Below are 20,583 nucleotides of genomic sequence, written 5' to 3' on the forward strand. Positions count from 1 at the left end.
GGGTGTCCGTGACCACTGGGATACTCCCCGCATGCCTCATCCACTCCCTCCTCTCCCGCAGCACGCCTCGGAGTCGACGCTCTACTCCGACTGGGTCCGCCTCAACGACCCCGCCAACGAACAGGCGGCCGCGGAGTTCCTCGACAAGCTGCCGCAGTCCCCGCGCAAGCTCGCCGGGGACCTGAACTGGATCGAGTCCCGCGCCTCCCGGGTCGGGCTCCCCCTGGACCACCTGCCGTGGCTGTGGGACACCATCGGCCACCGGCTGGCCCCGCAGCACCCCCGCCGGGCCGGGGCCGCGTACGCGGCGGCCCGGGAGGCCGAGGCGCGGCACCGGCTCCCGGTGTCGAAGGTGCACGCGGTCGAGAACGCGCTGCTGTTCACCCGGTACGGCGCACTGCCCGCCAAGGAGGTCCGCCTCCACTGGGACCGGCTGACCGGGCTGTTCCCGGCGGAGGAGGCGTACCGGGAGTTCCTGCGGTTCCTCCAGGGCTGGGCGCGGGGGCAGGACGGCCTGCCCGCCGACCTCGTCACCCGGCTGCGGGCGGCGGCCGCGCACGCCGGCCTGGGACCCGACGAGGTCGGCCGCTCTCTGGGCCGGATCCTCACCGAACGCGCCCCGGGGGCCGGGGCCTCCGACAGACTCCTGGACGCCGCGGCGAAGGTGTTCGCCGAGCACCCGCCGGAGGAGGGCGCCCGGGCCGCCCTGGTGAACCTGTTCCCCCAGGCCACGACCGACGGCGGCGCCTGGCTGCGGCTGCTGGACTCCCTCGGGCTGATCGACGACCTGGTGGACGGGAGGATCGTGCCCGCGGGCGGGTACGCGGACTGGCTCTCCGCCTTCCCGCGCCGGTACTCCCAGGTCAAGGACGGCCGGTACATGAAGATCCAGCCGATGGCGCCGGAGCTGCACGCGCTGGTCCCGCGCATCGCCGACCGGGTCCGCGCCGGGGGCGGGCGGGTCAGGCTGGACGCGGGCCGGTGGCGGCCCACCCTGGACCTCGGGTTCGCCGACGCCTGCCTGGCCGCCGGGCTGCCCGTGGACGACCCCGGCCCGAGGGTGGAACTCCGCTCCCGGATCAGCGGGCCGCTGGAGGCGGTGGCCGCCGACCCGCGGTTCGCCCGCTTCCGTCCGGCTCCGACAGCCCCCGCGCCGAAGCCCGCGCCGGAGACCGCACCGGAGACCGCACCGGCCGCTGCCGATGACGTCCCCGGCCTGGCACCGGAGACCGCGAAGGCCCTGGACAACCACCTGGAACGGCTCACCGAGGGCACACCGCTCGCGGCCGAGGCGGCGGTGGCCGCCGTGGAGAAGCTGCTCGGCCACGGGAACGCCCTGGCCCTGGCCCGGGCGGGCCGGTACCTGGACGGCCCCGACCTGTCCGGGCCGCTGGCCCGCGCCCTGCGGTTCGGCGTCCCGGCGGAGTACACCTGGCCCGCCTTCGAGGAGGCCGTCGCGGAGTTCGCCGCCGCGGAGGAGCCCTTGCTGGGGATGACCTCCAGCTGGCCGGTGCTCACCCTCTACGGGCGGTCCCTGGCCGTCGCCGTCGACCACCGGGGGGTGCGGGCCCGCGTCTCGTTCACGATCCCGGCGGAGGCGTCGCGGTTCGCCGTCCACCACGTCGGGGACGACCTCCTGGTCACCTGGCACGACGGCGACGACGACGCGGACCACCGCTCGGCGTTCTGGTGCTCGGACCCCGGGCGCGTCCTCACCGGCGTCCGGCCCGCCGACGTCCCCTCCCCCGGCGGACGTTTCAGCGACGCCCTCGGCTTCAGCTTCGGCGGGGACCGGGGCCGCCATGGGGGCGACCGCCTGGTGCGGCCGGGCGACCCCGAGGGGGTGGGCCGCTCGGAGGACCTGCTGAGCGACGGTGAGAGGCTGTGGCGCCACCTGTACGTGCGCAAGGCCGACGACCCGCCCTTCGAGGAGCTCGACCCGGTCGACGGGACCCCGACGGGTGTGCACTCCCGCCCCGGGTTCCTCGTCGGCACCGATGCCGGGAAGGACTCCCGGCTGGGGCGGTGCAGCCTGGTTCCGCTGCCCGAGGGCGTCACGGACTCACCGCTGGGCGCGGTGGACGGCGTCGTCGGGTTCCGCCTGCGCGAGACCGTCGACGAGGGGTCCGGGAAGAAGTCCCGGACCACCGTCGTCGAAGGAGTCGACGGGCGCAGGGCCACGACGGGTCACAGGTACACCTCCAAATCCTGGGGCGTCCTCCGCATGCCCGGGGGCGGCGACGGCCTGCTGGTGGAGGAGTGGAAGAGCCGCGTGCGCGTTCTGCGCTGCCTGACGACCGAGGGCGACGAGCCGTGGTGGGAGGTGTGGTGCCTCCCCGGCCACGACCCGGACGGACCGGGCGACGGCGGCGGCCGCATGCTGTTCCCCCCGCCCGCGTTCTGGCACTTCCTGGTGCCCCGGGACGCGGAGGGCTCCAGGGCGCTGCGCGGGGCGGACGCCGCGCTGGCCCGCGGGCTCCTCGATGCCGCCGGGAGCACCGGGGACGCCGCCGCGGTGCGCGACGCCGTGGCCCGGCTGCTCCCCGGGGTCACCGCCGACCGGCTCGTCGACGGCCCCGGCGGGATCGTGGAGACGGTGCTGCACACGGCTAGGGTGCGCGGGCGCCGGGAGCGGGCGACCCGCTTCCTCTCCTCGATCGAGACCGCGAAGGTGGTGGCGCCGTCCGCCACGACCGACGGGGAACTGGGCCGGGCCCTGCACGGCCTCACCCCGCTGACGCTCTCCAAGGGGTCCGGCGCCGCCACCCTCACGGCCGTGGCCGCCGACGGGGCCTTCCTGCGCGGGGACATCACCGACGCGACCCGCCGGGTCTCCCCGCCCGCACCGCCCCTCCACTGGCCCGACCTGCTGGGCCGGGTGGACGCCGCCCTGTGGAGGCTGGCGACCACGACCGACGAGGAGGCCCGGCGGGCGCTCATCGACCTGCTCCGCACCTGGGCGGGCCAACCCTTCGCGGAGCCCGGCACCCGGTGGCGGCGGGGACTGGCCCGGGGCGGCGCGCTGGAGCCGCTGGTAGCGGCGGGGCAGGCGATCGTCACCGGAAAGCGCGTACAGACGTCCTGGAGTTCCTCCGTCCACCCCGCCCCGGCGCCGGGCGAGATCCCGCACCCCCGTGAGTGGTACTTCTTCGTGCAGCCGGACTCCGCGCCCGTCCCGGAAGAGGCCGACGGCGTGGACACGGTGACCGTCGGCCCCGACCGGGCCGCGCGCCTCCGCCGCCTGCTGGAACTCCTCGACGAGCGGGGGCCGGCCAGGGCCGGGGACGGGGCGGTGCGCGCGTTCGTCGGCCGGACCGGGGCCTTGGATCCCCTCGCCGTGCTCGTGCTGAACGGGCGCCTGGGGCTCCCGGACGCCAGGCCCGGCGGCGCCAAGGCGCGGACGAGCCTGGCCGGGGAGTACGACCGGGTGGTCAGGACCCTGGGCCCGGACGGCCTGACCCGGCTGCTGGGCGCCGCCCTGCCTGAGGATCCGGCCGACCTGTGGGAGCCGGACGGGGACGTGCGCGCCGCCGAGCGGGCGGCCGCGGTGTGGGCGGAACTGGTCGGGGTGCGCCCCGTGCTCGACGCGGAGGCCGTCGCCCTGCTCGACAAGGAGCTCAAGCTGGGTGCGCAGTGGGCGGAGACGCTCATGGACCCGTCCTCCTCCGACTTCTGCACCCGGGACCTGAACCGGGTCATCGCCGAGGACGAGGGGCCGTACAGCAACCCCTCCCTGTTCTCCGTGTCGGAGGACGGGCTGCCGGACCGCAAGATCTACCACTACGACCCGGTCACCTGCTATCCGTACCGGGTGGCGACCTCGCTCGTGGCGTGGCCGTCCGCCCGGCTCCCGGTGGGCCACCCGTGCGCCGCGGGGGTGCCGGAGCTGTACCGCCGGCTGGTCGACCGGATGCGGGCCCCGGGGCTGCTGGTGCCGGTGGGCTCCTACGCCGATCTCAGCGACATTCTCCCGCTGCTGGAGGCGACCGGGTACGAGCGGCTGCCCTACCGGCTGCACCGGACCCGCGACCCCGAACGGCGGATCCCCGAGATCCTGGGCGGGCCGCTGCTCGTCATGGCGGCCGGACGAACGCACTGGGGACACGTCTACGTGCGTCCCGCCGGGTTCTTCGAGCCCGGGGTGTACGAGGCGACGGAGAAGGCCCTGATCGCGCGCGACTTCAAGGACCCCGAGGACAAGGCGTCGCTGCTGGTGGAGCTGCGCGGCCTCAGGGAGGTCTGCGTCGGGTCGCTGGGCCGTATGGCCGCGCGGACCGCGGACACCCCCGTTCCGGCCGGCGGGTACGAGGCCGACCCGCGGCTGAGCGTTCCGGAGCTGGTGGAGGAGGCCGCCGCCGCGCTGGACACCGACGCCGACGCGGCCGCGCTGTACCTCCAGCTGCTCACCCTGTCCCGGCCCACCGACCAGAACGTGCGCCGGTGGAACGGCTGGTCGGCGGCCCGGCACAAGAAGACGGCCGCACGGCTGCTGGAGACGGGCGCGGTGGACCAGGGCAAGCGGCCCAGGGCCGGGCGGACCCTGTTCGCGCAGGACGGGTGGGTGGCGCCCAAGGCGCCGGACCTGCCGGTGGAGGCCGCCAAGCTCCAGACCCACTTCGCGGTGCTCTCCGACAAGAAGGTGCTGGTCTCCCCGACCTCCGGGCAGCTCCCGATCGCCCCGCTGCACGAGATGTTCGAGGCGGCCTGGCGCTCCCGGGAGGCGGACGGCTGAGCCGCGGGCCGGTGGTGCGCGGCGCGCACCACCGGCCCGCCGTCGGCGGCCCGCGCCGTCAGCGGCGGCGTTCGGGGATCCGGCCCAGCACGGCCTTCTGCAGCGCCTCCAGCGGCCCGAGCCGGAACCGGCGCAGCCACAGGGTGGACCAGGCCAGGAGCAGCGCGGCGACCGCCGCCCACAGCCCCATCACCCACCACGGGCCGGTCCCGTCCAGCCGGGCGGCCAGGCCCAGGCCGACGCCGTAGCAGGCGAGCATGCACAGGAGGTTCTGCGCCACGTACCCGCTCATCGCCATGCGGCCCAGGGAGGACAGGGACACGATCCCCCACCCCGCCGGGTCGGCCCGGTCCACCAGCCACCCGACGGCGCCGATCAGGCCCAGGGCCACGACGGGGGCGGCGACGTAGCGGTCCACGAAGAACAGGTCGGCCCCGCCCAGGGCGGTCGCGATGTTGAGCGGGACGCCCACGCCCAGGCCCCAGGCCAGCAGGCGGCCGCGCAGCCGCCGCCCGGCGGCGTCGCCGCCGAAGGCGCCGGCCCGGAACAGGCGCACGCCCAGCAGGAACATGAAGACCATGAAGGCGAACGTGATGATCGGCTCCGAGCGCATCGCCAGCGCGTTGTCCAGGCGGAACGCGATCTGTTCGAGGTAGCCGCCGTGCGCGTACAGGTCCACGACGTCGGCCGGGACCCCGCCGTCGGCGGACTGCTCGCCCGGCTGCGGGAAGAGCGTGTACGCGGCGGTGAGCAGGCCGACCACGGCCAGGTGCAGCACGAGGCAGGTCCACATGACCGCGTTCTGGGCCCGTTGCGACCGGGTGAGCAGCCAGGCCACCAGCAGGGAGGTCACGGCGTAGCCCATGAGGACGTCGGCGGCGAACACCAGGGTGAAGTGCACCAGGCCCTCGGTGAACAGGAACAGCGCCCGCCACTTGTAGGGGCCGGGCCAGCGGCCGCCCTTCTTCGCCGCGGACCGGAACTGGATGGCCAGGCCCACCCCGAAGAGGAGGGTGAGCAGCGCCAGGAACTTGCCGTTGGACAGCAGCAGGAAGACGCCCTCGGCGACGGTCGCCGGGGAGGGGTCGGACAGCGCCGCCTCCAGCGGGCTGAGCGAGGCGGTGAAGAGCATGTTGGCCTCGCCGCCGGGTGCGGCGAACAGCCACACGTTGGTGGCGAGGGTGCCCAGGATCGCGACGCCGCGCAGGACGTCGAGCAGGGGCAGGCGGCGGGACGCGGCCGGAGGGGCACCGGGTGCGGCGGGGGCCGCCGGGGTGTCGGGTGCTCGGGTCTCGTCGGTGTGACCGGTCAAGGTCGTGGCCTCCGTGTCGGGCTCATCGGTGATCAAGGGGTCCGGGGGCTCTCAGGGGCCGTGAAGAGCCGGTCGAGATGGGTGGTGAGGGCGGTACGGATCGCCTCAGCGGTGAAGGGCTCGGCGGTGACGATGTGGTGCAGGGTCAGGCCGTCGACGCAGGCGATCAGGGCGACCGCCTCCGCCCGGGGGTCGCGGTCGGCGGGGAGCTCCCCCTCCCTCACGGCGATCTCCAGCGCCTCGATGAGCGCGTCGGCGAGGGTCCGGGTGGTCTCGCGGTGCATCCGCAGCATCTCGGGGTCGGCCAGGGCCGCCGGGAGGAACTCCAGCCAGACGGTCAGCTCGCGGACGCGCTCGTCGTCCAGGGGCAGCAGCGTCTCTGTGGCGCGGTCGAGCCAGTCGCGCACCGAGGAGACCGGTCCGTCGGAGACCTCCTGCAACCGCTGCTCGGCCCGGTGGTACATGTGCTCCACGCCGAACCGCAGCAGCTGCGCCTTGGAGCGGAAGTAGCGCTGCACCAGGCCGACGGACACCCCGGCGTGGTCGGCGACGTCGGCGAGGGTGGTCCGGGCCAGGCCCCGCTCCCCCACCACCGCCATGAGCGCTTCGGCGACCTGTCGTCGCCTCTGTTCGTGATCCGCGGTCCGTGCCATGAAAAAATAATATCGAAATATTTTTATGGGGCAAGGGGTGGCCCCGGGTGCGGCCGACTCCGGCCGCGCCCGGGGCGGGAGGCCTCAGCCGGCCTCCATCAAGCGGTTCAGCAGCGGTCCGAACTCGTCGTCGGAGGTGTACAGGGACACCGACCGGTCCTCGTGGTCGACCTTCACCCCCACCGGGCGCAGGTCGGGCACCCCGGCCTCGGCCCGCTCGGCGGAGTCCGGGTGCCACCAGAACAGCTGGGCGCTGATCGGCTTCTCCGCGTCGGCGACGAAGCGCTCGGCCAGCTCCTGGAGGCGCTCCATCGCCATGATCGGGTGGCCCTTGCCCAGCGGGTGCGCCAGCACCACCTCGCGCACCGGGAAGGCCACCAGCGCGCCGTGGGGCGCCTCCCCCAGGAAGCGGGAGAGCACGTGGGCCTGGGCGGCGGTGTAGGGCTGGGCCCCGCCGATGTGGATGATGGCCGCGCCGCCGAGGTCGACCTCGCTCGCCTCCACCTCCTCGGCGACCGAGGCGGCCACCGCCTGCGTGAAGGCCTGCTCCCGCGTGAGGTCCATCGACTCCAGCGCGGACCGGTTCAGCGGCTGCACGCTGTCGGGCGTGTCGATGACCACCGTCTCGCGCAGGCCCTCGGCGAAGTCGCGGTACAGCAGGGTGTCCCACACCTCCTGCGGGAGGGCGCCGACCGGGTAGACGCGGGAGCGCAGCCGGCCGGCGGAGTCCGCGTTCTGCGGGGCGATCTGCCGGATCTGCCCGGCGAGGGCCTCCGCGTAGGGGCCCGCCCGGTCGAAGGCCGCGTCGACGGAGGCGTCCTCCAGGCCCTCCAGGTACCGGCTGACGTCGGTGCGGACCGAACCCTGGGGGGTCCCCACCTCCAGGACGTTCGGGAACAGGAACCTGGCGCGCAGGCCCAGCTGTTCGAGCACGGCCAGGAGGGCGCCGCGGGCGTGGTCGGAGGTGCGGGGCGGGTAGTGGGTGCCCAGGGCGACGCCGCGTTCGCGGAAGCCCCGCATCAGTGCGAGGACGACCTGCGAGGCCAGCTCCGGGTACTGCTCGTCGGGGTACTCGCGGGCGCTCCGGACCGCCTCGGCGTAGTCGTTGAGGAAGGGCTCGGCCTCGGGGATGTGGATCAGCACCTCGGTGGACGAGCGCCGCTCCGCGGTGATCTCCGCGCGCGCGAACGCCTCCACGATCAAGGCGACCAGATCGGGGCGGGGACCGCCGGGACTCTGTGTGTCGGACATGCGCTGTGTGACTCCTCGGTGACCGGTGTGGTTCGGGCGGCCGGTGTTCCGTGTCCGAGTCTGGTGCATGGCGGCGACGGACCGCACCCCGGAGCGGCCGCGCGCGCCGCGCGTGCTCTCATACCCGTATGCCCTCCGCCCCCCGCCCCTCCCGCCGGAGCCGCCGCGCCTTCCTCGCGCTGGGCGGCGGCGCCCTGCTGGCCGCCACCGCCTCCTCCGCCGTCCCGCCCCCGGAATGGGACGTGGCGGTGGTCGGGGCAGGGCCGGCCGGGCTGGCCGCCGCGCGCAACCTGTACGACCACGGCCTGCGGGTGGTGGTGCTGGAGGCCCGCGGCCGGGTGGGCGGCCAGGTGTTCACCGACCGGTTCCTGGCGCCGGTGGCGGTGGAGCTGGGCGCCGGGCTGATCCACGGGGCGGACGCCTCCACCTGGGAGCTGGTGGCCGAGACCGGGGCGCGTACCGTGCGGATGCGCTCGGACCGGGCGGCGCCGCCGCCCCTGGACCTGCCCCGGGGGCCGCGGGAGGACGAGGACGCCGCCGCCTACCTGCGCAGGCTGGGGGTGCCCGAGTCGCTGTGGCCGCCGGTGGAGGTCGACGGGGAGCCCCTGGAGCGGTGGAGCGCGCGGTGGGTGCACGACACCGGGGTGCTCGACTGGTGGAGCACGCCGCGGGAGGACTTCCGGGTGCCGGACGGGTACGACCGGCTGCTGGAACCGCTGGCGGCGGGCCCGGTGATCGCGCTGCGCAGCCCGGTCCGGCTGGTGCGGCGCGGACCGGCCGGGGTGGAGATCGGTGTGGCCGGGCGGAGGCGCCCGGTCCGGGCCCGCCGGTGCGTGCTGGCGCTGCCCGTCGGGGTGCTGCGGTCGGGGTCGGTGCGGTTCGAGCCCGCGCTGCCCGCCGGCCACCGGGACGCGGCGGCGGCGCTGGAGGCCACCGACGCCGTCAAGCTGGTGTACCGGTTCGACCGGCCGGTCCTGCCCGCCGGCCGGGACACGCTGGACGGGGACGGCGCGGTGGTCTGGAGCGTGGCGCGCGACCCGGAGACGGTGTCGGTGTGGGCCGCCGGGGACCGGGCCCGCGACCTGCTGGCCCGCCCGGGCCCCGACCGGTTCGCCGAGGGGCTGCGGATGCTGGCGTCCGCGGTGGGCGGCGCGGTGCCGGACCCCGTGGGGAGGATCACGCACGACTGGGCGGCGGACGAGTACAGCCGGGGCGCGTACCTGCACGTCCCGCCGGGGGCGCACGACGCGCCCGCGGCGCTGGGCGGGCCGGTGGACCGGACCCTGTTCTTCGCGGGAGAGGCGGTCACGGGGGAGAACACCGTGGACGGCGCCTACGACAGCGGCTACGCGGTCTCCGACGACCTGCTGTCCGACCGCTGAGCCCGTCCCGCCGCCGGACCGGGCCCCGGAAGCGCCCGGGAGAGAACGGGACGGCCTGTGGACAACGCCCCCTTACCTGGGCTTTGTGGTGGAATTGTGCGGAGCCGTGGAACCGTCTCGCCTTCCCCGAGTCCGTTCCCGGCACCGACCAGAGCACATCCAACACGAGGGGGTTGCCCGATGACCGATCGCGCGTACGTGATCGCGGGTTCTGAGGCCACGGGGGGCGCCGGGATCCAGGCCGACCTGAAGGCGTTCCAGGAGCTGGGCGTCTACGGGATGGGGACGATCACCTGCATCGTCTCCTTCGACCCGAAGAACGGCTGGGGGCACCGGTTCGTGCCGGTCGACCCGCAGGTCATCGCCGACCAGATCGAGGCGGCCACGGCCTGCCACGACCTGGACGTGGTGAAGATCGGGATGCTCGGCACCCCCGACACCATCGACGTGGTCGCACAGGGCCTGCGCGAGCGGGACTGGCGGCACGTGGTGCTGGACCCGGTCCTGATCTGCAAGGGCCAGGAGCCGGGCGCGGCGCTGGACACCGACAAGGCGCTCACGGAGAAGGTCCTGCCGCTGGCGACGGTGATCACGCCCAACCACTTCGAGGCGATGACGCTGTCGGGCATGGAGAGCATCGACACCGTCGACGACCTCGTCGAGGCGGCCCGCCGCATCCGCGACCTGGGGCCCTCGCACGTGATCGCCAAGGGCGGCGTGGAGCTGCCCGGTCCCGACGCCGTCGACGTGCACTTCGATGGCGAGGAGGTGACCGTGCTGCGCGCCCCCAAGATCGGCCAGGAGCGTGTGAGCGGCGCGGGCTGCACCTTCGCCGCCGCGATCACGGCGGAGCTGGCCAAGGGCGCCGAGGTGGGCGCGGCCGCGGCCACCGCCAAGGAGATGGTGCGCCGGGGCATCGAGCAGAGGCTGACCACCCACGCCCCCTTCGCCTCGGTCACCACCCGCTCCCCACGCTGACCCGTCCGGGGCGGCGGGCCCTCGGGGCCACCCGGCACCCGGGCCTTCGGAATGCCGAACGGCCCGGGCCACACCCCTCCGGGGCGGGGCGGCGGTCAGGCGGGGGTGAGGTGGAGCAGGATCACCTGGCCGGGGGCGAGGTTGGGCAGCTGGACGCCGGACCGCTCCAGGACACGGCCGGAGGCGACCGCCTCCCCGAGGGTGAACCACTCCGGTACGGCGCGCTGCATGGTGGCGGGCCATCCCACGTCCTGGCGCCACCGCAGGCGGTAGCGCAGGTCCGGGCGCAGTCCCGGCAGGCGGACCCGGCCCGGGTGGGTGCGGACCGAGGAGGTGAGGCGGGCGTAGCGGAAGACGGCCTGCGCGCCGTCGCGGGCGACGACGCCGTCGAGCTGTTCGGCGGGGTCGGGATCGTCCGCGCGGACGAGGTCCCCGGTGTGCAGCAGCGGGCGCAGCTCCCGGTACAGGGCGGTCCAGCGGGCCAGCACGCCCAGCTCCTCCTCGGTGCAGACGGAGATGTCCCACTCGATGCCGGGGTGGCCGATGAGCGCGGTCAGGCAGCGCGTCGCCAGGTCGGTGACCCGGCCGGTGGTGTGCGACACCGGCCCGCCCACGTGGCCGCCGACCAGCTCCGGCGGGAGCAGCAGGCCCGTCCAGCGCTGGATCGCCAGCCGCTCCAGCGGGTCGTTGACGTCGGAGGCCCACACCCGGTCGGTGCGCTCCAGCACGCCCAGGTCCACCCGGCCGCCGCCGGAGGAGCACGACTCGACCTCCAGTCCGGGGTGGCGGGCGCGCAGCCGGTCCAGCAGCGCGTACACGGCGGCGGTCTGGCGGTGCACACCCGCGCCGCCGGTGGGGCCGTGCACGGCCTCCAGCAGGTCGCGGTTGTGGTCCCACTTGAGGTGGTCGGGCCGGTACTCCGCGACCAGCGCGTCCAGCCGTTCCAGCAGGTACGCGGCGACCTCGGGGCGGCCCAGGTCGAGCACGTGCTGGCCGCGTCCGGTGGGCGGCCGGTGGTCGGCGGGGCTCAGGATCCAGTCGGGGTGCGCCCGGAACAGGTCGGAGTCGGGGTTGGCCATCTCCGGCTCCACCCACAGCCCCACCTGCATGCCCAGCGCGCGCACGTGGTCGAACAGCGGGTGCAGCCCGTCCGGCCACACCTCGGGGTCCACGGTCCAGTCGCCCAGGCCCGCCGTGTCGTCGCGGCGGCCGCGGAACCATCCGTCGTCGAGGACGAAGCGCTCCACGCCGACGCGGGCGGCGGTGTCGGCGAGCGCCCTGAGCGTGTCGAGGCGGTGGTCGAAGTAGACGGCCTCCCAGGTGTTGAGCACCACCGGCCGCGGCGTCGCCGGGTGGTGGGGGCGGGCGCGCAGCCACCGGTGGACGCGCGCCGACATGCCGTCCAGCCCCCGGTCCGACCAGGAGAAGCACACCCAGGGGGTGCCGTACGACTCGCCCGGGGCCAGGCGCACCTCGCCGGGGTGCAGGAGTTCCCCGCCGCCGAGCACGGCGTCGGCCTGCCCGGCCCCCTCGGGCAGACGTTCGGCCAGGTGGACGTGGTCGCCGCTCCAGGCGACGTGCACGCCCCAGACCTCGCCCCGGCGGAAGCCGAAGCCGGAGGTCCCGGCGACCAGGAACAGCGGGGCGTCGTGGCCGGTGCGCCCGCGGCGGGACGCCCGCAGCAGGGTCCCCTGGGCGAGGTCCCGGCGCTGGGGCACGCGTTCGCGGCACCACCGGCCGGTGGGGTCGAGCACCTCCTCGGCCTCCCGGGGCAGCGGCAGGAACACGTGGAGGGCCGCCGGGGTCCACACGTCCTCGCCGGTGTTGGTCGCCTCCAGGCGCGCCCGGACCAGCCCGTCGGCCTCCATCCGCAGTTCGCCGCGCAGCCCGAGTCCCGCGGCCGGCGCCTCGGCGGTGAACACCAGCACCCCGCCGGTGCCGGCCGGGGCGTCCGGCAGCGGGTCCACGACGACCTCGCGGACCAGCCAACTGGGGTGTGAGGCCCGGCCCTCCCGGTGGCCGGACAGCCCGGGGTGCCCGGACCAGCCCTCCCCCTGGCCGGGGACCAGGGACAGCGGGAAGGCGGCGTCGACGGTGTTGTGCGGGACGGCCGGGCCGGACAGCGCGGCCAGCCCGGCGGTGTCGGGCAGGTCGGCGCCCCAGTGCAGGACGTACGGCAGGCCCGTGTCGGGCACGCCCAGCACCAGCGCGGTCCCGGCCGCGGCCAATCGGACGGTCGGGACGTCGGGGGCGATGGCGGGGGCGGTCGGCGCTCCCGGCTGCTGCGGCACGGGCGGTCCTCCGGGGGTCGCTGGGGCGGCCCCCACATGCTCGGTTCCGGGTTCGCCGGCTGTCAATACACCGGCCGACACGATCCAACGCCTTCCGACACGGAAGCGGGGCCGTGGAGCGTTCTCTTCCCCGTTGTTGACACTCCAACGGCCCGTGGTCCACAGTTCCCAACGGGATCGAACATTTTCCACCGGCCGAGGAGAAGCGATGCTGGCCGCCCAACGGCAGGAGCTGATCCTCGAACGGATCCGGAGCACCGGCGCGGTCCGGGTCGCGGACCTGGTCGAGAGCCTCGCGGTGTCGGACATGACCGTCCGCCGCGACCTGGACGCCCTGGAGGCGCGGGGCGCCCTGCGCAAGGTGCACGGCGGAGCCGTCGCCCGGGCCCGCACCGAGGAGCCCGGGTTCGCAGCCAAGTCCGCCCTCCAGGGGGACGAGAAGCGCGCGATCGCCCGCGCCGTCGCCGGGCTCGTACCCCCGCACGCGGCGGTCGGGCTGTCCGGCGGCACCACCACCGCGCTGGTCGCAGAGCACCTGGTCGACACCCCGGGGCTGACCGTCGTCACCAACTCCCTGCCGGTGGCCGAGGTGTTCCACCGGGCCGCGCGCCCGGACCGGACGGTCGCCCTCACCGGCGGCTTCCGCACCCCCTCCGACGCGCTGGTCGGCCCGCTGGCGCTCGCCTCCATCCGGGGGCTGAACCTGGACCTGCTCGTCCTGGGCGTGCACGGCATGCAGGAGCGCGCCGGATTCACCACGCCCAACCTCCTGGAGGCCGAGACCGACCGGGCCCTGGTGGAGGCGGCGGGGACCCTCGTGGTGGCCGCCGACCACAGCAAGTGGGGCACCGTCGGCATCAGCACCATCGTGCACCTGGACCGCTGCGACGTGCTCGTCACCGACGACGGGCTCGCCCCCCGGGCCCGCGAGGTGCTCGGCGAGCGCGTGGGCCGCCTCGTCCTCGCCGGGGCCCGCGCCCCGCAGACGGAGAAGGAGGACCCGGCATGAGCCGGACCGCCGCCGACGGCGTCCGCGTCACCCCGGCCAGGCTGGCCGACGGGCGCGAGATCGTGTACTTCGACGAGGACGGCGCCCCGCCCCGCGTCCCCGAGCCCGACCGGCGCGACCTGCCGCCCCTCTCCACGGCCTCGGAGCTGCGCTTCGACCCGCTGCTGCGCGAGTGGGTGGTCATCGCCTCCCACCGCCAGGGCCGCACCCACATGCCGGCCGCCGACGCCTGCCCGCTGTGCCCGTCCACCGCCGACCGCGCCACCGAGGTCCCCGCCGGCGACTACGACGTGGTGGTGTTCGAGAACCGCTTCCCCTCCCTGGCCGCGGATGGCGGCCGCGTCCTCGACGACGTCGGCGAGGTGGAGCGGTCCCGGCGTCCGGGCACCGGGCGCTGCGAGGTGGTGGTGTTCGGCCCCGACCACAACGCCTCCTTCGCCGACCTCACGCCCCGCCGGGTGCGCACCGTCCTGGAGGCGTGGACGCGGCGCACCCGCGCGCTGTCCGCCCTGCCCGGCACGGAGCAGGTGTACTGCTTCGAGAACCGGGGAGCGGAGATCGGGGTGACCCTGCCCCACCCGCACGGGCAGATCTACGCGCTCCCCTTCGTCACACCGCGCACGCGGCGGATCCTGGACTCGGCACGGGCCCACCGCGAACGCACCGGCCGCGACCTGTTCGCCGACGTCCTGCGCGCCGAACAGGAGGCGGGGCTGCGGGTGGTCGCCCGCGGCGAGCACTGGACGGCGTTCGTCCCGGCGGCCGCCCGCTGGCCGGTGGAGGTCCACTTCTACCCGCACCGCCCGGTGCCCGACCTGCCCGCACTCACCGACGCCGAACGCGACGGCTTCGGACCGCTGTACCTGGACGTGCTGCGCCGGCTGGACCGCCTGTTCGGCCTGCCGTTGCCCTACATCTCGGCCTGGCACCAGGCCCCCGTGCGCACCGGCCGCGACCTGTCCCGGCTGCGCCTGGAGGTGTTCTCCGTGCGCCGCGCGCCCGACAGGCTCAAGTACCTGGCGGGGACCGAATCCGGCATGGGGGTGTTCGTCAACGACGTCGCGCCTGAGACCGTCGCCCGCCGCCTCAGGGAGGCCGCGCCGTGAGACCGACCCCCACCGCGGGCTCCGGGACCTCGGGGAACGGGGCGGCCGCCGCGCCGTCCGGCTCCGCGCCCGGCGGCCCGGTCCCCGGCCGCCGCGACACCGTCCGGGAGCCGGCGTGAGCGCCGCGGCGCGGGGGTTCCGCGCGGCGTTCGGCTACGGCCCGGCCGGGGTGTGGCGGGCGCCGGGGCGCATCAACGTCATCGGCGAGCACACCGACTACAACGACGGGTTCGTGCTGCCCGTCGCCCTCCCCCACGCGGTGACGGTCGCGGCGGCGCCCCGCGCCGACGGGCGGCTGCGGTTCCGGTCCGCGCAGGCCCCGGAGGCCTTCGAGGCCGACGCCCTCCCGGAACCGGGGACCGTGGCGGGCTGGGCCGCGTACCCGGCGGGCGCGCTGTGGGCGCTGGCGGACACGGGGCGCCCCGCGGGCGGCCTGGACCTGTACGTGGACGGGGACGTCCCCTCCGGGGCGGGCCTGTCCTCCTCCGCCGCCCTGGTGTGCGCGACCCTGCTCGCCGCCGCCGGGGACGCGCCCCCTGCCCCGGAGGAGACGGCCCTGCTGGCCCAGCGGGCCGAGAACGGCTTCGTCGGCATGCCCTGCGGGATCATGGATCAGTCGGCGTCGATGCTGGCCCGCGGGGGGCACGCCCTGTTCCTGGACACCCGCACCCTGGCCGCCGAGCACGTGCCCTTCGACCCTGCCTCGCGTGGGCTGACCCTGCTGGTGGTGGACACCCGCGCCCCGCACCGGCTGGTGGACGGCGCCTACGCCGACCGCCGCCGCAGCTGCGAGGAGGCCGCCCGGCTGCTGGGGGTCAGCGCGCTGCGCGACGTCACCGACCTGCCCGCCGCGCTGGCCGCCCTGCCCGACGACCGCACCCGGCGCCGGGTGCGCCACGTGGTCACCGAGAACGCCCGGGTGCTGGAGGCCGTGGACCTGCTGCGGGCGGGCGCGGTGGCCGCGGTCGGACCGCTGCTGACCGCCTCGCACGCCTCCCTGCGCGACGACTACGAGGTGAGCGTCCCGGAGGTGGACACCGCCGTGGACGCCGCCCTGGCCGCGGGCGCGCTGGGCGCGCGCATCACCGGCGGCGGGTTCGGCGGCTGCGTGATCGCCCTGGTCGGGGCCGGGCGCGCCGACGCCTGCGCCGAGGCGGTCCGCGGCGCCTACAAGGAGCGCGGCTTCGCCGAGCCGGCGTTCTTCGCCACCGTCCCCTCCCCCGGCGCCCGACGCCTCGCCTGAACCGGGTCCCTCCGGACCCGCCGGCGCTCACCGGTTCCGACGGCTCGGGGGGCGAGCGGGGGACGGGCCCCGGCCGGCTCAGGCGGGGAGGTCGGCCCCGGCCAGGATCTCCTCCAGCCCCTCGTGCGTGTAGTCGTCCACGATGAGGATCTCCGACTCCGGCAGCAGCCAGTAACGCTGCTCGAACCAGCGGAGGTCCTCCTCCGCCGTGCCCGCGCCCTCCGGGAAGCAGGGGACCGCCCACACCCGGTAGTGGGCCGTCCGCTCCCCCACCGGCGCCAGGCCGTCGGTCACCTCCTCGATCTCCCCCTCCCCGCGCGGCTCCGCCCCCGCCGGGCAGGTGTCGAGGCCGCCGCCCATGAAGGGCATCGTCCCGTCCACGGGGGCCTGCCCCTGCCGGTAGGTGACGGCCTCGGGCCCCAGCAGGCGGACCGACGGGCAGTGGAGCGTCTCCCCCTGCTCGTCGGCCGTGCAGTCGGCGTCGGCCTCGGGGGTCCGCAGGCTCACGTTCTCCGCTTCGATGGTCTCCCCGGTGGGGACGTACTCGAAGGAGTACGTCCGACGCTCCACCCCCCAGTCCTCGGGGAGCTCCAGGGTCATCCCCCGGTAGGCCACCTCCTGGACCGGCTCCCCGCTCGGCTCGGGCTCGGAGGCCGCGGCCTCGACCACCGGCCCCTCCTCCTCGCGGTCCGCGTACCACTGGCCCGCGACCCAGGCGCCGGCCCCGACGAGCACCGTGATGGCGGCTCCGGCCGCCACCGTCTTGCCGACGCCGGTCACCCCGCCGGCCGCGGCGCTCGCCGTGGCGGTCGCCGTCGTGGCCCCGCCGGTCGCCGTGCCCCCGGCCCCGGTGGCCGTTCCGGCCGCGGCGCCGCCGCCCGCCGCTCCGGTCGCCCCTGCCCCGGCCGCCGCCGATCCGGTGGCCGCGCCCAGCGCCCCGGCCACCGCGGCCCACCGGCCGAGCCCGCGCACGGCCTCGAACCCGGTCCAGGACGCGGCGAGCAGAACGCGCAGCCGGGTCCGCGGGTCCTGTTCCGGCGCGGTCCGGCCGAGCGCCAGCAGCTCCTCGAAGGCCTCGAACGCCGTCGGCCGCGCGTCCGGGTCGGGGGACAGCGCCCGCAGGACCAGCGGCAGCAGCTCGTCCGGCACCCCCTCCGCGTCCACCTCCCCGCGGCGGGTCCGGGCGAGCAGCGTCGCCGTGTCGCCCCGTCCGAACGGGCCGTGCCCGGTCGCCGCGTGGACCACCAGGCCGCCCCAGGCGAACACGTCCGCCTTGGGGGTGCCGACCTCCCCGGCCAGGCGCTCGGGCGCGATCCAGCCGGGACTGCCGAACACCCCCTCCTCCGGGGAGGGGTCCTCGGTGAGGCGGGCGATGCCGAAGTCGAGCAGCTTCGGCCCGTCCGGCGACAGGATGACGTTGGCGGGCTTGACGTCCCGGTGCGTGATCCCGGCGGCGTGCACCGCGGCCAGCGCCTCCGCGGTACCGGCGGCGAAGGCGAGCAGCCGTTCCCCCGATAGCGGTCCGAGCTGCGCCAGGTGGTCGGTGAGGGTGCGCCCGGTGACGAACTCGGTGGCCATCCACGGCCGCTCGGCCCCCGGGTCGGCGCCCAGGAACCGGGGCGCGCACTCGGCCGACACCCGGGCCAGTACCGCGGCCTCCCGGGCGAACTGCTCCCGGTAGACGGGGTCGGCGGCGTGGCGGTCGCGCACCACCTTCAGCGCCACGTGCTCCCCGTCCCCGCCCAGGGCCCCGTAGACGGTGCCCATGCCGCCCTCGCCGAGCAGGCCGACCAGGTGGAACGGGCCCACGACCAGGGGGTCCCCGGGCCGCAGGGGGTGGAAGCCGGTGGGCAGGGGAGGCTGCTGTCCGGGGTTCATCCGCTCGTCCTCCGGGGGTGAGGGGGTACCGGCCACCCATTATCCGCCGATCCGGCGGCCGGGACCCCGCCTCCGCACCATGGGAGCGCTTCCAGGAAGAATGGGCCGGACGGCCACGAGACGGACGAAGGAGCGAGCACATGGGTCTGAGGTTCGGGCTGCTGGGTACCGGCCACTGGGCGGCCGAGACACAGGCGGCGGCGCTGGCCGCCCACCCGGGGGCGGAGCTGGTGGGGGTCTGGGGCCGGGCCCCGGAGAAGGCGGAGAAGGTCGCCGCCCGGTACGGCGCGCGGGCCTACGCCGACCTCGACGCGCTGCTGGAGGACGTGGACGCCGTGGCCGTGGCGCTGCCGCCGGACGTGCAGGCGGACGTGGCGCTGCGGGCGGCCCGCGCCGGAAAGCACCTGCTGCTGGACAAGCCGCTGGCGCTCACCACGGAGGCCGCCGACGCGGTCGTCGCCGAGGTCGAGGCGCGCGGGCTGGCCTCAATGGTGTTCTTCACCAACCGCTTCTCCGACGGGATCGACGCCTTCGTGCGCGAATCCGCGGAGCGGGGCGGCTGGCAGGGGGTGCGGGCGACGCTGTTCGCGTCGATCTTCCGCCCGGGGAACCCCTACGGCGCCTCCCCGTGGCGCCGGGAGAAGGGGGGCCTGTGGGACGTGGGCCCGCACGTGCTGTCGGTGGTGCTGCCGGTGCTGGGGCCGGTGGAGGCCGTGGCCGCGATGGCCGGCCCCAGTGACACCGTCCACCTGCTCACCCGCCACCGGGGCGGTGCCGTGGGCACGTTCTCGGTCACCCTGGACGCCCCGGAGAAGGCGCAGGGCTTCGAGGTGGTCCTGTTCGGCGAGGCGGGCCGGGCCGGGGTGCCGAATGGCGACAGGTCCGCGGTGGAGGCCTTCCAGGTGGCGGTCGACCGGCTGGCCGCCCAAGTGGAGGGGACCCCCGGCGACCCTCTGGACGTGCGGTTCGGCCGCGAGGTGGTCGCGGTCCTGGAGGCCGCCGAGACCGCCCTGCGCGAGGGCCGGACGGTGGACGTGCCGAGGGCCGCCGGGTAGCCCCGGCGGCCCGAGCGGAAAAGATCGGGGTCGCCCTCCGGCTAGGGGGCGGCCCCCCTGGCGTTCTTGGCGTACATCCCGTCGGCGAGGTAGATGATCCCGGCCGCGACCAGGATCTGGACGATCAGGACGATGAGCCACATGGTCGTGAAGAAGCTGGCGATCCAACCGCCGATGAAGGCCGCCACGATGCCCAGGATCAGCGTCAGCCAGATGGGCAGGTGCTGCTTGCCCGGGACGATGAGTCTGCCGAGGGCTCCGATGATCAGGCCCACGACGATCGCGCTGATGATTCCGGTGATCTCCAATGTCCCTCCCAAGGGTCGGACACCCCCACCGTTCCCTCTCTCAGAGCGACGAATCCGTCACAAGCCCGAAGGAAAAGAACCTTTTATGCCTGGTTGGCGGTAATCCTTCTTCCCCGAGGGGGAATCAGCCCCAGCGCGGCGGCGGCCGGTCGGGGTCGAACCGGGCGTCCCGGAGGTTCCCGTTCCAGTCGAGGTCGGACCGCCGGTGCGTGGGCTCGATCCCGCCCCTGCCCCACAGGTCGCCCAGCCCGGTGAACGCCAGCAGGGCCGCCAGCAGCCACTTGCCCACCGGCGAGCGGCGCACCGGGCCGGCCGGGCGCAGGGCGGCGTAGACGACGGAGAACGGTGCCAGCGTGAGCGTTCCGAGCACCGCGGCCCCCACGACGGCGTCCGTCCCCCGGCCGGCGCCGATGCCCCAGGCCAGGGCGGCCGTCGCGAGCACACTCAGGAGCAGCGCCCACAGCACCCGGTGCCCGCCGACCCGCGCGGACAGCCCGCGGCCCAGCGCGCACAGCGGCTTGACCGCGGCCCACAGCAGCAGCGGCCCCAGCGCCAGGCACAGCAGTACGAAGCCCAGTACCTCGCCGGGGCCCATGTCCAGGCCGCCCGCCAGCGAGCCCGCGAGCATGAAGAGCGCGGCCGCGCCCCAGGCGAGGCCGTACACGGACAGGGCGATCCACCCCCGCAGCCGGGTGCCGAGACCGCCGGCGTACCCGGGTTCGGACGGCTCCCGCCGGCCACCGTCGTCCGCGCCCATCCGACCCCCTCTTCCCGCGCCCGCCGACCGGGCCGCACCAGGCTAACGACCCCGGCGGCGGCCGGAGAAGACCGCGTCCGTGACGGTCCGACCCCGGAGCGCCGTTCTGCCGTCCGCAGAAGGCGGGGGACGTCCCTCCCCCGCCCGCGGCGGCGGGCGTAGGCTGCGGGGAGGACCAGTGCGCATCCCGAGCACGAGACCGGAGGCCCCGATGACCGATGTCCTGCGCTCCCTGGACGAGGCCCGCAGGGGCACCGACCGGGCCCCCGGGCCCGAGCCCCTGATGCGCGACCTCATCGGCGGCCTGCTGCGCCGGACCCGTGTCGAGCAGGGCCGGACCCTGCGTGAGGTGGCCGAGGACGCCCAGGTCTCGCTCCCGTACCTGTCCGAGATCGAACGCGGCCGCAAGGAGGCGTCCTCGGAGGTCCTGGCCGCGGTCTACCGCTCCCTGGGGCTGTCCCTCACCGACGTGCTGGCCGAACTCCACCGCGAGACGGTCATGGCGATACCGCGGCCGCTCGGCGGCCGGACCGGTTCCTACGCCCCGGCCGCCGCGCCCCGGGCGACGGCCTCCGTCTCCGTACTGTCGGTGTCCCTGGCCGCCTGATCCCGCGCCGCCCGGTCGGGG

General features: G+C 75.7%; 16 protein-coding genes. 9 read left to right on the plus strand and 7 right to left on the minus strand.

The window, feature by feature from the left end:
• Positions 1–31: 31 nt before the first annotated feature.
• Positions 32–4,732 (plus strand): hypothetical protein, encoded by a 4,701-nt coding sequence (locus K1J57_RS06310; protein WP_220563530.1) that lies wholly within the window; start codon positions 32–34, stop codon positions 4,730–4,732.
• Between the two features lie 58 nt (positions 4,733–4,790).
• Here K1J57_RS06310 and K1J57_RS06315 read toward each other — a convergent pair whose 3' ends face one another.
• The 3 genes from K1J57_RS06315 to K1J57_RS06325 all read right to left on the minus strand — a co-directional run bounded on the left by K1J57_RS06315 (position 4,791) and on the right by K1J57_RS06325 (position 7,948).
• Positions 4,791–5,957 (minus strand): DUF418 domain-containing protein, encoded by a 1,167-nt coding sequence (locus tag K1J57_RS06315; protein WP_220565368.1) that lies wholly within the window; start codon positions 5,955–5,957, stop codon positions 4,791–4,793.
• A gap of 119 nt (positions 5,958–6,076) precedes the next feature.
• Complete coding sequence (locus K1J57_RS06320; RefSeq protein WP_220563531.1) at positions 6,077–6,697, minus strand: TetR/AcrR family transcriptional regulator; 621 nt, start codon at positions 6,695–6,697, stop codon at positions 6,077–6,079.
• Between the two features lie 84 nt (positions 6,698–6,781).
• Positions 6,782–7,948, minus strand: coding sequence for a hypothetical protein (locus K1J57_RS06325; RefSeq protein WP_220563532.1), 1,167 nt, complete (start codon positions 7,946–7,948; stop codon positions 6,782–6,784).
• Positions 7,949–8,076: 128 nt separating this feature from the next.
• Between K1J57_RS06325 and K1J57_RS06330 the strand changes: the two genes are divergently transcribed.
• Both K1J57_RS06330 and thiD read left to right on the plus strand, forming a co-directional pair.
• On the plus strand, positions 8,077–9,330 hold the full coding sequence (locus tag K1J57_RS06330; protein WP_220563533.1) for an NAD(P)/FAD-dependent oxidoreductase: 1,254 nt from the start codon (positions 8,077–8,079) through the stop codon (positions 9,328–9,330).
• 180 nt (positions 9,331–9,510) lie between these two features.
• The gene (gene thiD / locus K1J57_RS06335) at positions 9,511–10,308 is read left to right on the plus strand and encodes a bifunctional hydroxymethylpyrimidine kinase/phosphomethylpyrimidine kinase (protein WP_220563534.1); all 798 of its coding nucleotides are present in this window, start codon (positions 9,511–9,513) and stop codon (positions 10,306–10,308) included.
• A gap of 95 nt (positions 10,309–10,403) precedes the next feature.
• Here thiD and K1J57_RS06340 read toward each other — a convergent pair whose 3' ends face one another.
• Entirely contained in the window at positions 10,404–12,599 is a 2,196-nt protein-coding gene (locus tag K1J57_RS06340) for an alpha-galactosidase (RefSeq protein WP_255646861.1), read from the minus strand.
• A 208-nt stretch (positions 12,600–12,807) separates the two neighbouring features.
• Here K1J57_RS06340 and K1J57_RS06345 point away from each other — a divergent pair, with 208 nt between their 5' ends.
• The 4 genes from K1J57_RS06345 to galK are packed head-to-tail and all read left to right on the plus strand — an operon-like array spanning position 12,808 to position 15,957.
• Entirely contained in the window at positions 12,808–13,608 is an 801-nt protein-coding gene (locus K1J57_RS06345) for a DeoR/GlpR family DNA-binding transcription regulator (protein WP_220563536.1), read from the plus strand.
• Positions 13,605–14,714 carry a galactose-1-phosphate uridylyltransferase gene (gene galT, locus K1J57_RS06350; RefSeq protein ID WP_220563537.1) on the plus strand — a complete coding sequence of 370 codons (1,110 nt, stop codon included), beginning with the start codon at positions 13,605–13,607 and terminating at the stop codon, positions 14,712–14,714. Before K1J57_RS06345 ends, galT begins: the two co-directional genes overlap by 4 nt.
• Complete coding sequence (locus K1J57_RS33340) at positions 14,711–14,833, plus strand: hypothetical protein (RefSeq protein WP_255646862.1); 123 nt, start codon at positions 14,711–14,713, stop codon at positions 14,831–14,833. The genes galT and K1J57_RS33340 overlap by 4 nt, the downstream gene beginning before the upstream one ends.
• Positions 14,830–15,957: a galactokinase gene (gene galK, locus K1J57_RS06355; protein ID WP_220563538.1), complete on the plus strand. Its 1,128-nt coding sequence runs from the start codon at positions 14,830–14,832 to the stop codon at positions 15,955–15,957. The genes K1J57_RS33340 and galK overlap by 4 nt, the downstream gene beginning before the upstream one ends.
• 78 nt (positions 15,958–16,035) lie before the next feature.
• Here galK and K1J57_RS06360 read toward each other — a convergent pair whose 3' ends face one another.
• Positions 16,036–17,835: a serine/threonine-protein kinase gene (locus K1J57_RS06360; RefSeq protein ID WP_220563539.1), complete on the minus strand. Its 1,800-nt coding sequence runs from the start codon at positions 17,833–17,835 to the stop codon at positions 16,036–16,038.
• Positions 17,836–17,975: 140 nt separating this feature from the next.
• On the opposite strand from K1J57_RS06360, the gene K1J57_RS06365 reads away from it, so the two are divergent.
• The gene (locus K1J57_RS06365; RefSeq protein WP_220563540.1) at positions 17,976–18,890 is read left to right on the plus strand and encodes a Gfo/Idh/MocA family protein; all 915 of its coding nucleotides are present in this window, start codon (positions 17,976–17,978) and stop codon (positions 18,888–18,890) included.
• Positions 18,891–18,931: 41 nt separating this feature from the next.
• Here the strand turns inward: K1J57_RS06365 and K1J57_RS06370 are convergent, their stop codons facing one another.
• On the minus strand, positions 18,932–19,198 hold the full coding sequence (locus tag K1J57_RS06370) for a GlsB/YeaQ/YmgE family stress response membrane protein (RefSeq protein WP_220563541.1): 267 nt from the start codon (positions 19,196–19,198) through the stop codon (positions 18,932–18,934).
• Positions 19,199–19,322: 124 nt separating this feature from the next.
• Positions 19,323–19,955, minus strand: coding sequence for a hypothetical protein (locus tag K1J57_RS06375; protein ID WP_220563542.1), 633 nt, complete (start codon positions 19,953–19,955; stop codon positions 19,323–19,325).
• A 211-nt stretch (positions 19,956–20,166) separates the two neighbouring features.
• Here K1J57_RS06375 and K1J57_RS06380 point away from each other — a divergent pair, with 211 nt between their 5' ends.
• Entirely contained in the window at positions 20,167–20,562 is a 396-nt protein-coding gene (locus K1J57_RS06380; RefSeq protein ID WP_220563543.1) for a helix-turn-helix domain-containing protein, read from the plus strand.
• Positions 20,563–20,583: the final 21 nt, after the last annotated feature.

It is taken from the genome of Nocardiopsis sp. MT53, assembly GCF_019598965.1.
Classification (GTDB): Bacteria; Actinomycetota; Actinomycetes; order Streptosporangiales; family Streptosporangiaceae; genus Nocardiopsis; species Nocardiopsis changdeensis.

Coding starts and splice junctions, on each gene's coding strand:
- K1J57_RS06345 (WP_220563536.1), top strand. CDS start 12,808: ATGCTGGCCGCCCAACGGCAGGAGCTGATCCTCGAACGGATCCGGAGC.
- galT (WP_220563537.1), top strand. CDS start 13,605: ATGAGCCGGACCGCCGCCGACGGCGTCCGCGTCACCCCGGCCAGGCTG.
- K1J57_RS06375 (WP_220563542.1), bottom strand. CDS start 19,955: ATGGGCGCGGACGACGGTGGCCGGCGGGAGCCGTCCGAACCCGGGTAC.
- K1J57_RS06365 (WP_220563540.1), top strand. CDS start 17,976: ATGGGTCTGAGGTTCGGGCTGCTGGGTACCGGCCACTGGGCGGCCGAG.
- K1J57_RS06310 (WP_220563530.1), top strand. CDS start 32: ATGCCTCATCCACTCCCTCCTCTCCCGCAGCACGCCTCGGAGTCGACG.
- K1J57_RS06380 (WP_220563543.1), top strand. CDS start 20,167: ATGACCGATGTCCTGCGCTCCCTGGACGAGGCCCGCAGGGGCACCGAC.
- K1J57_RS06325 (WP_220563532.1), bottom strand. CDS start 7,948: ATGTCCGACACACAGAGTCCCGGCGGTCCCCGCCCCGATCTGGTCGCC.
- K1J57_RS06360 (WP_220563539.1), bottom strand. CDS start 17,835: ATGAACCCCGGACAGCAGCCTCCCCTGCCCACCGGCTTCCACCCCCTG.
- K1J57_RS06330 (WP_220563533.1), top strand. CDS start 8,077: ATGCCCTCCGCCCCCCGCCCCTCCCGCCGGAGCCGCCGCGCCTTCCTC.
- thiD (WP_220563534.1), top strand. CDS start 9,511: ATGACCGATCGCGCGTACGTGATCGCGGGTTCTGAGGCCACGGGGGGC.
- K1J57_RS06320 (WP_220563531.1), bottom strand. CDS start 6,697: ATGGCACGGACCGCGGATCACGAACAGAGGCGACGACAGGTCGCCGAA.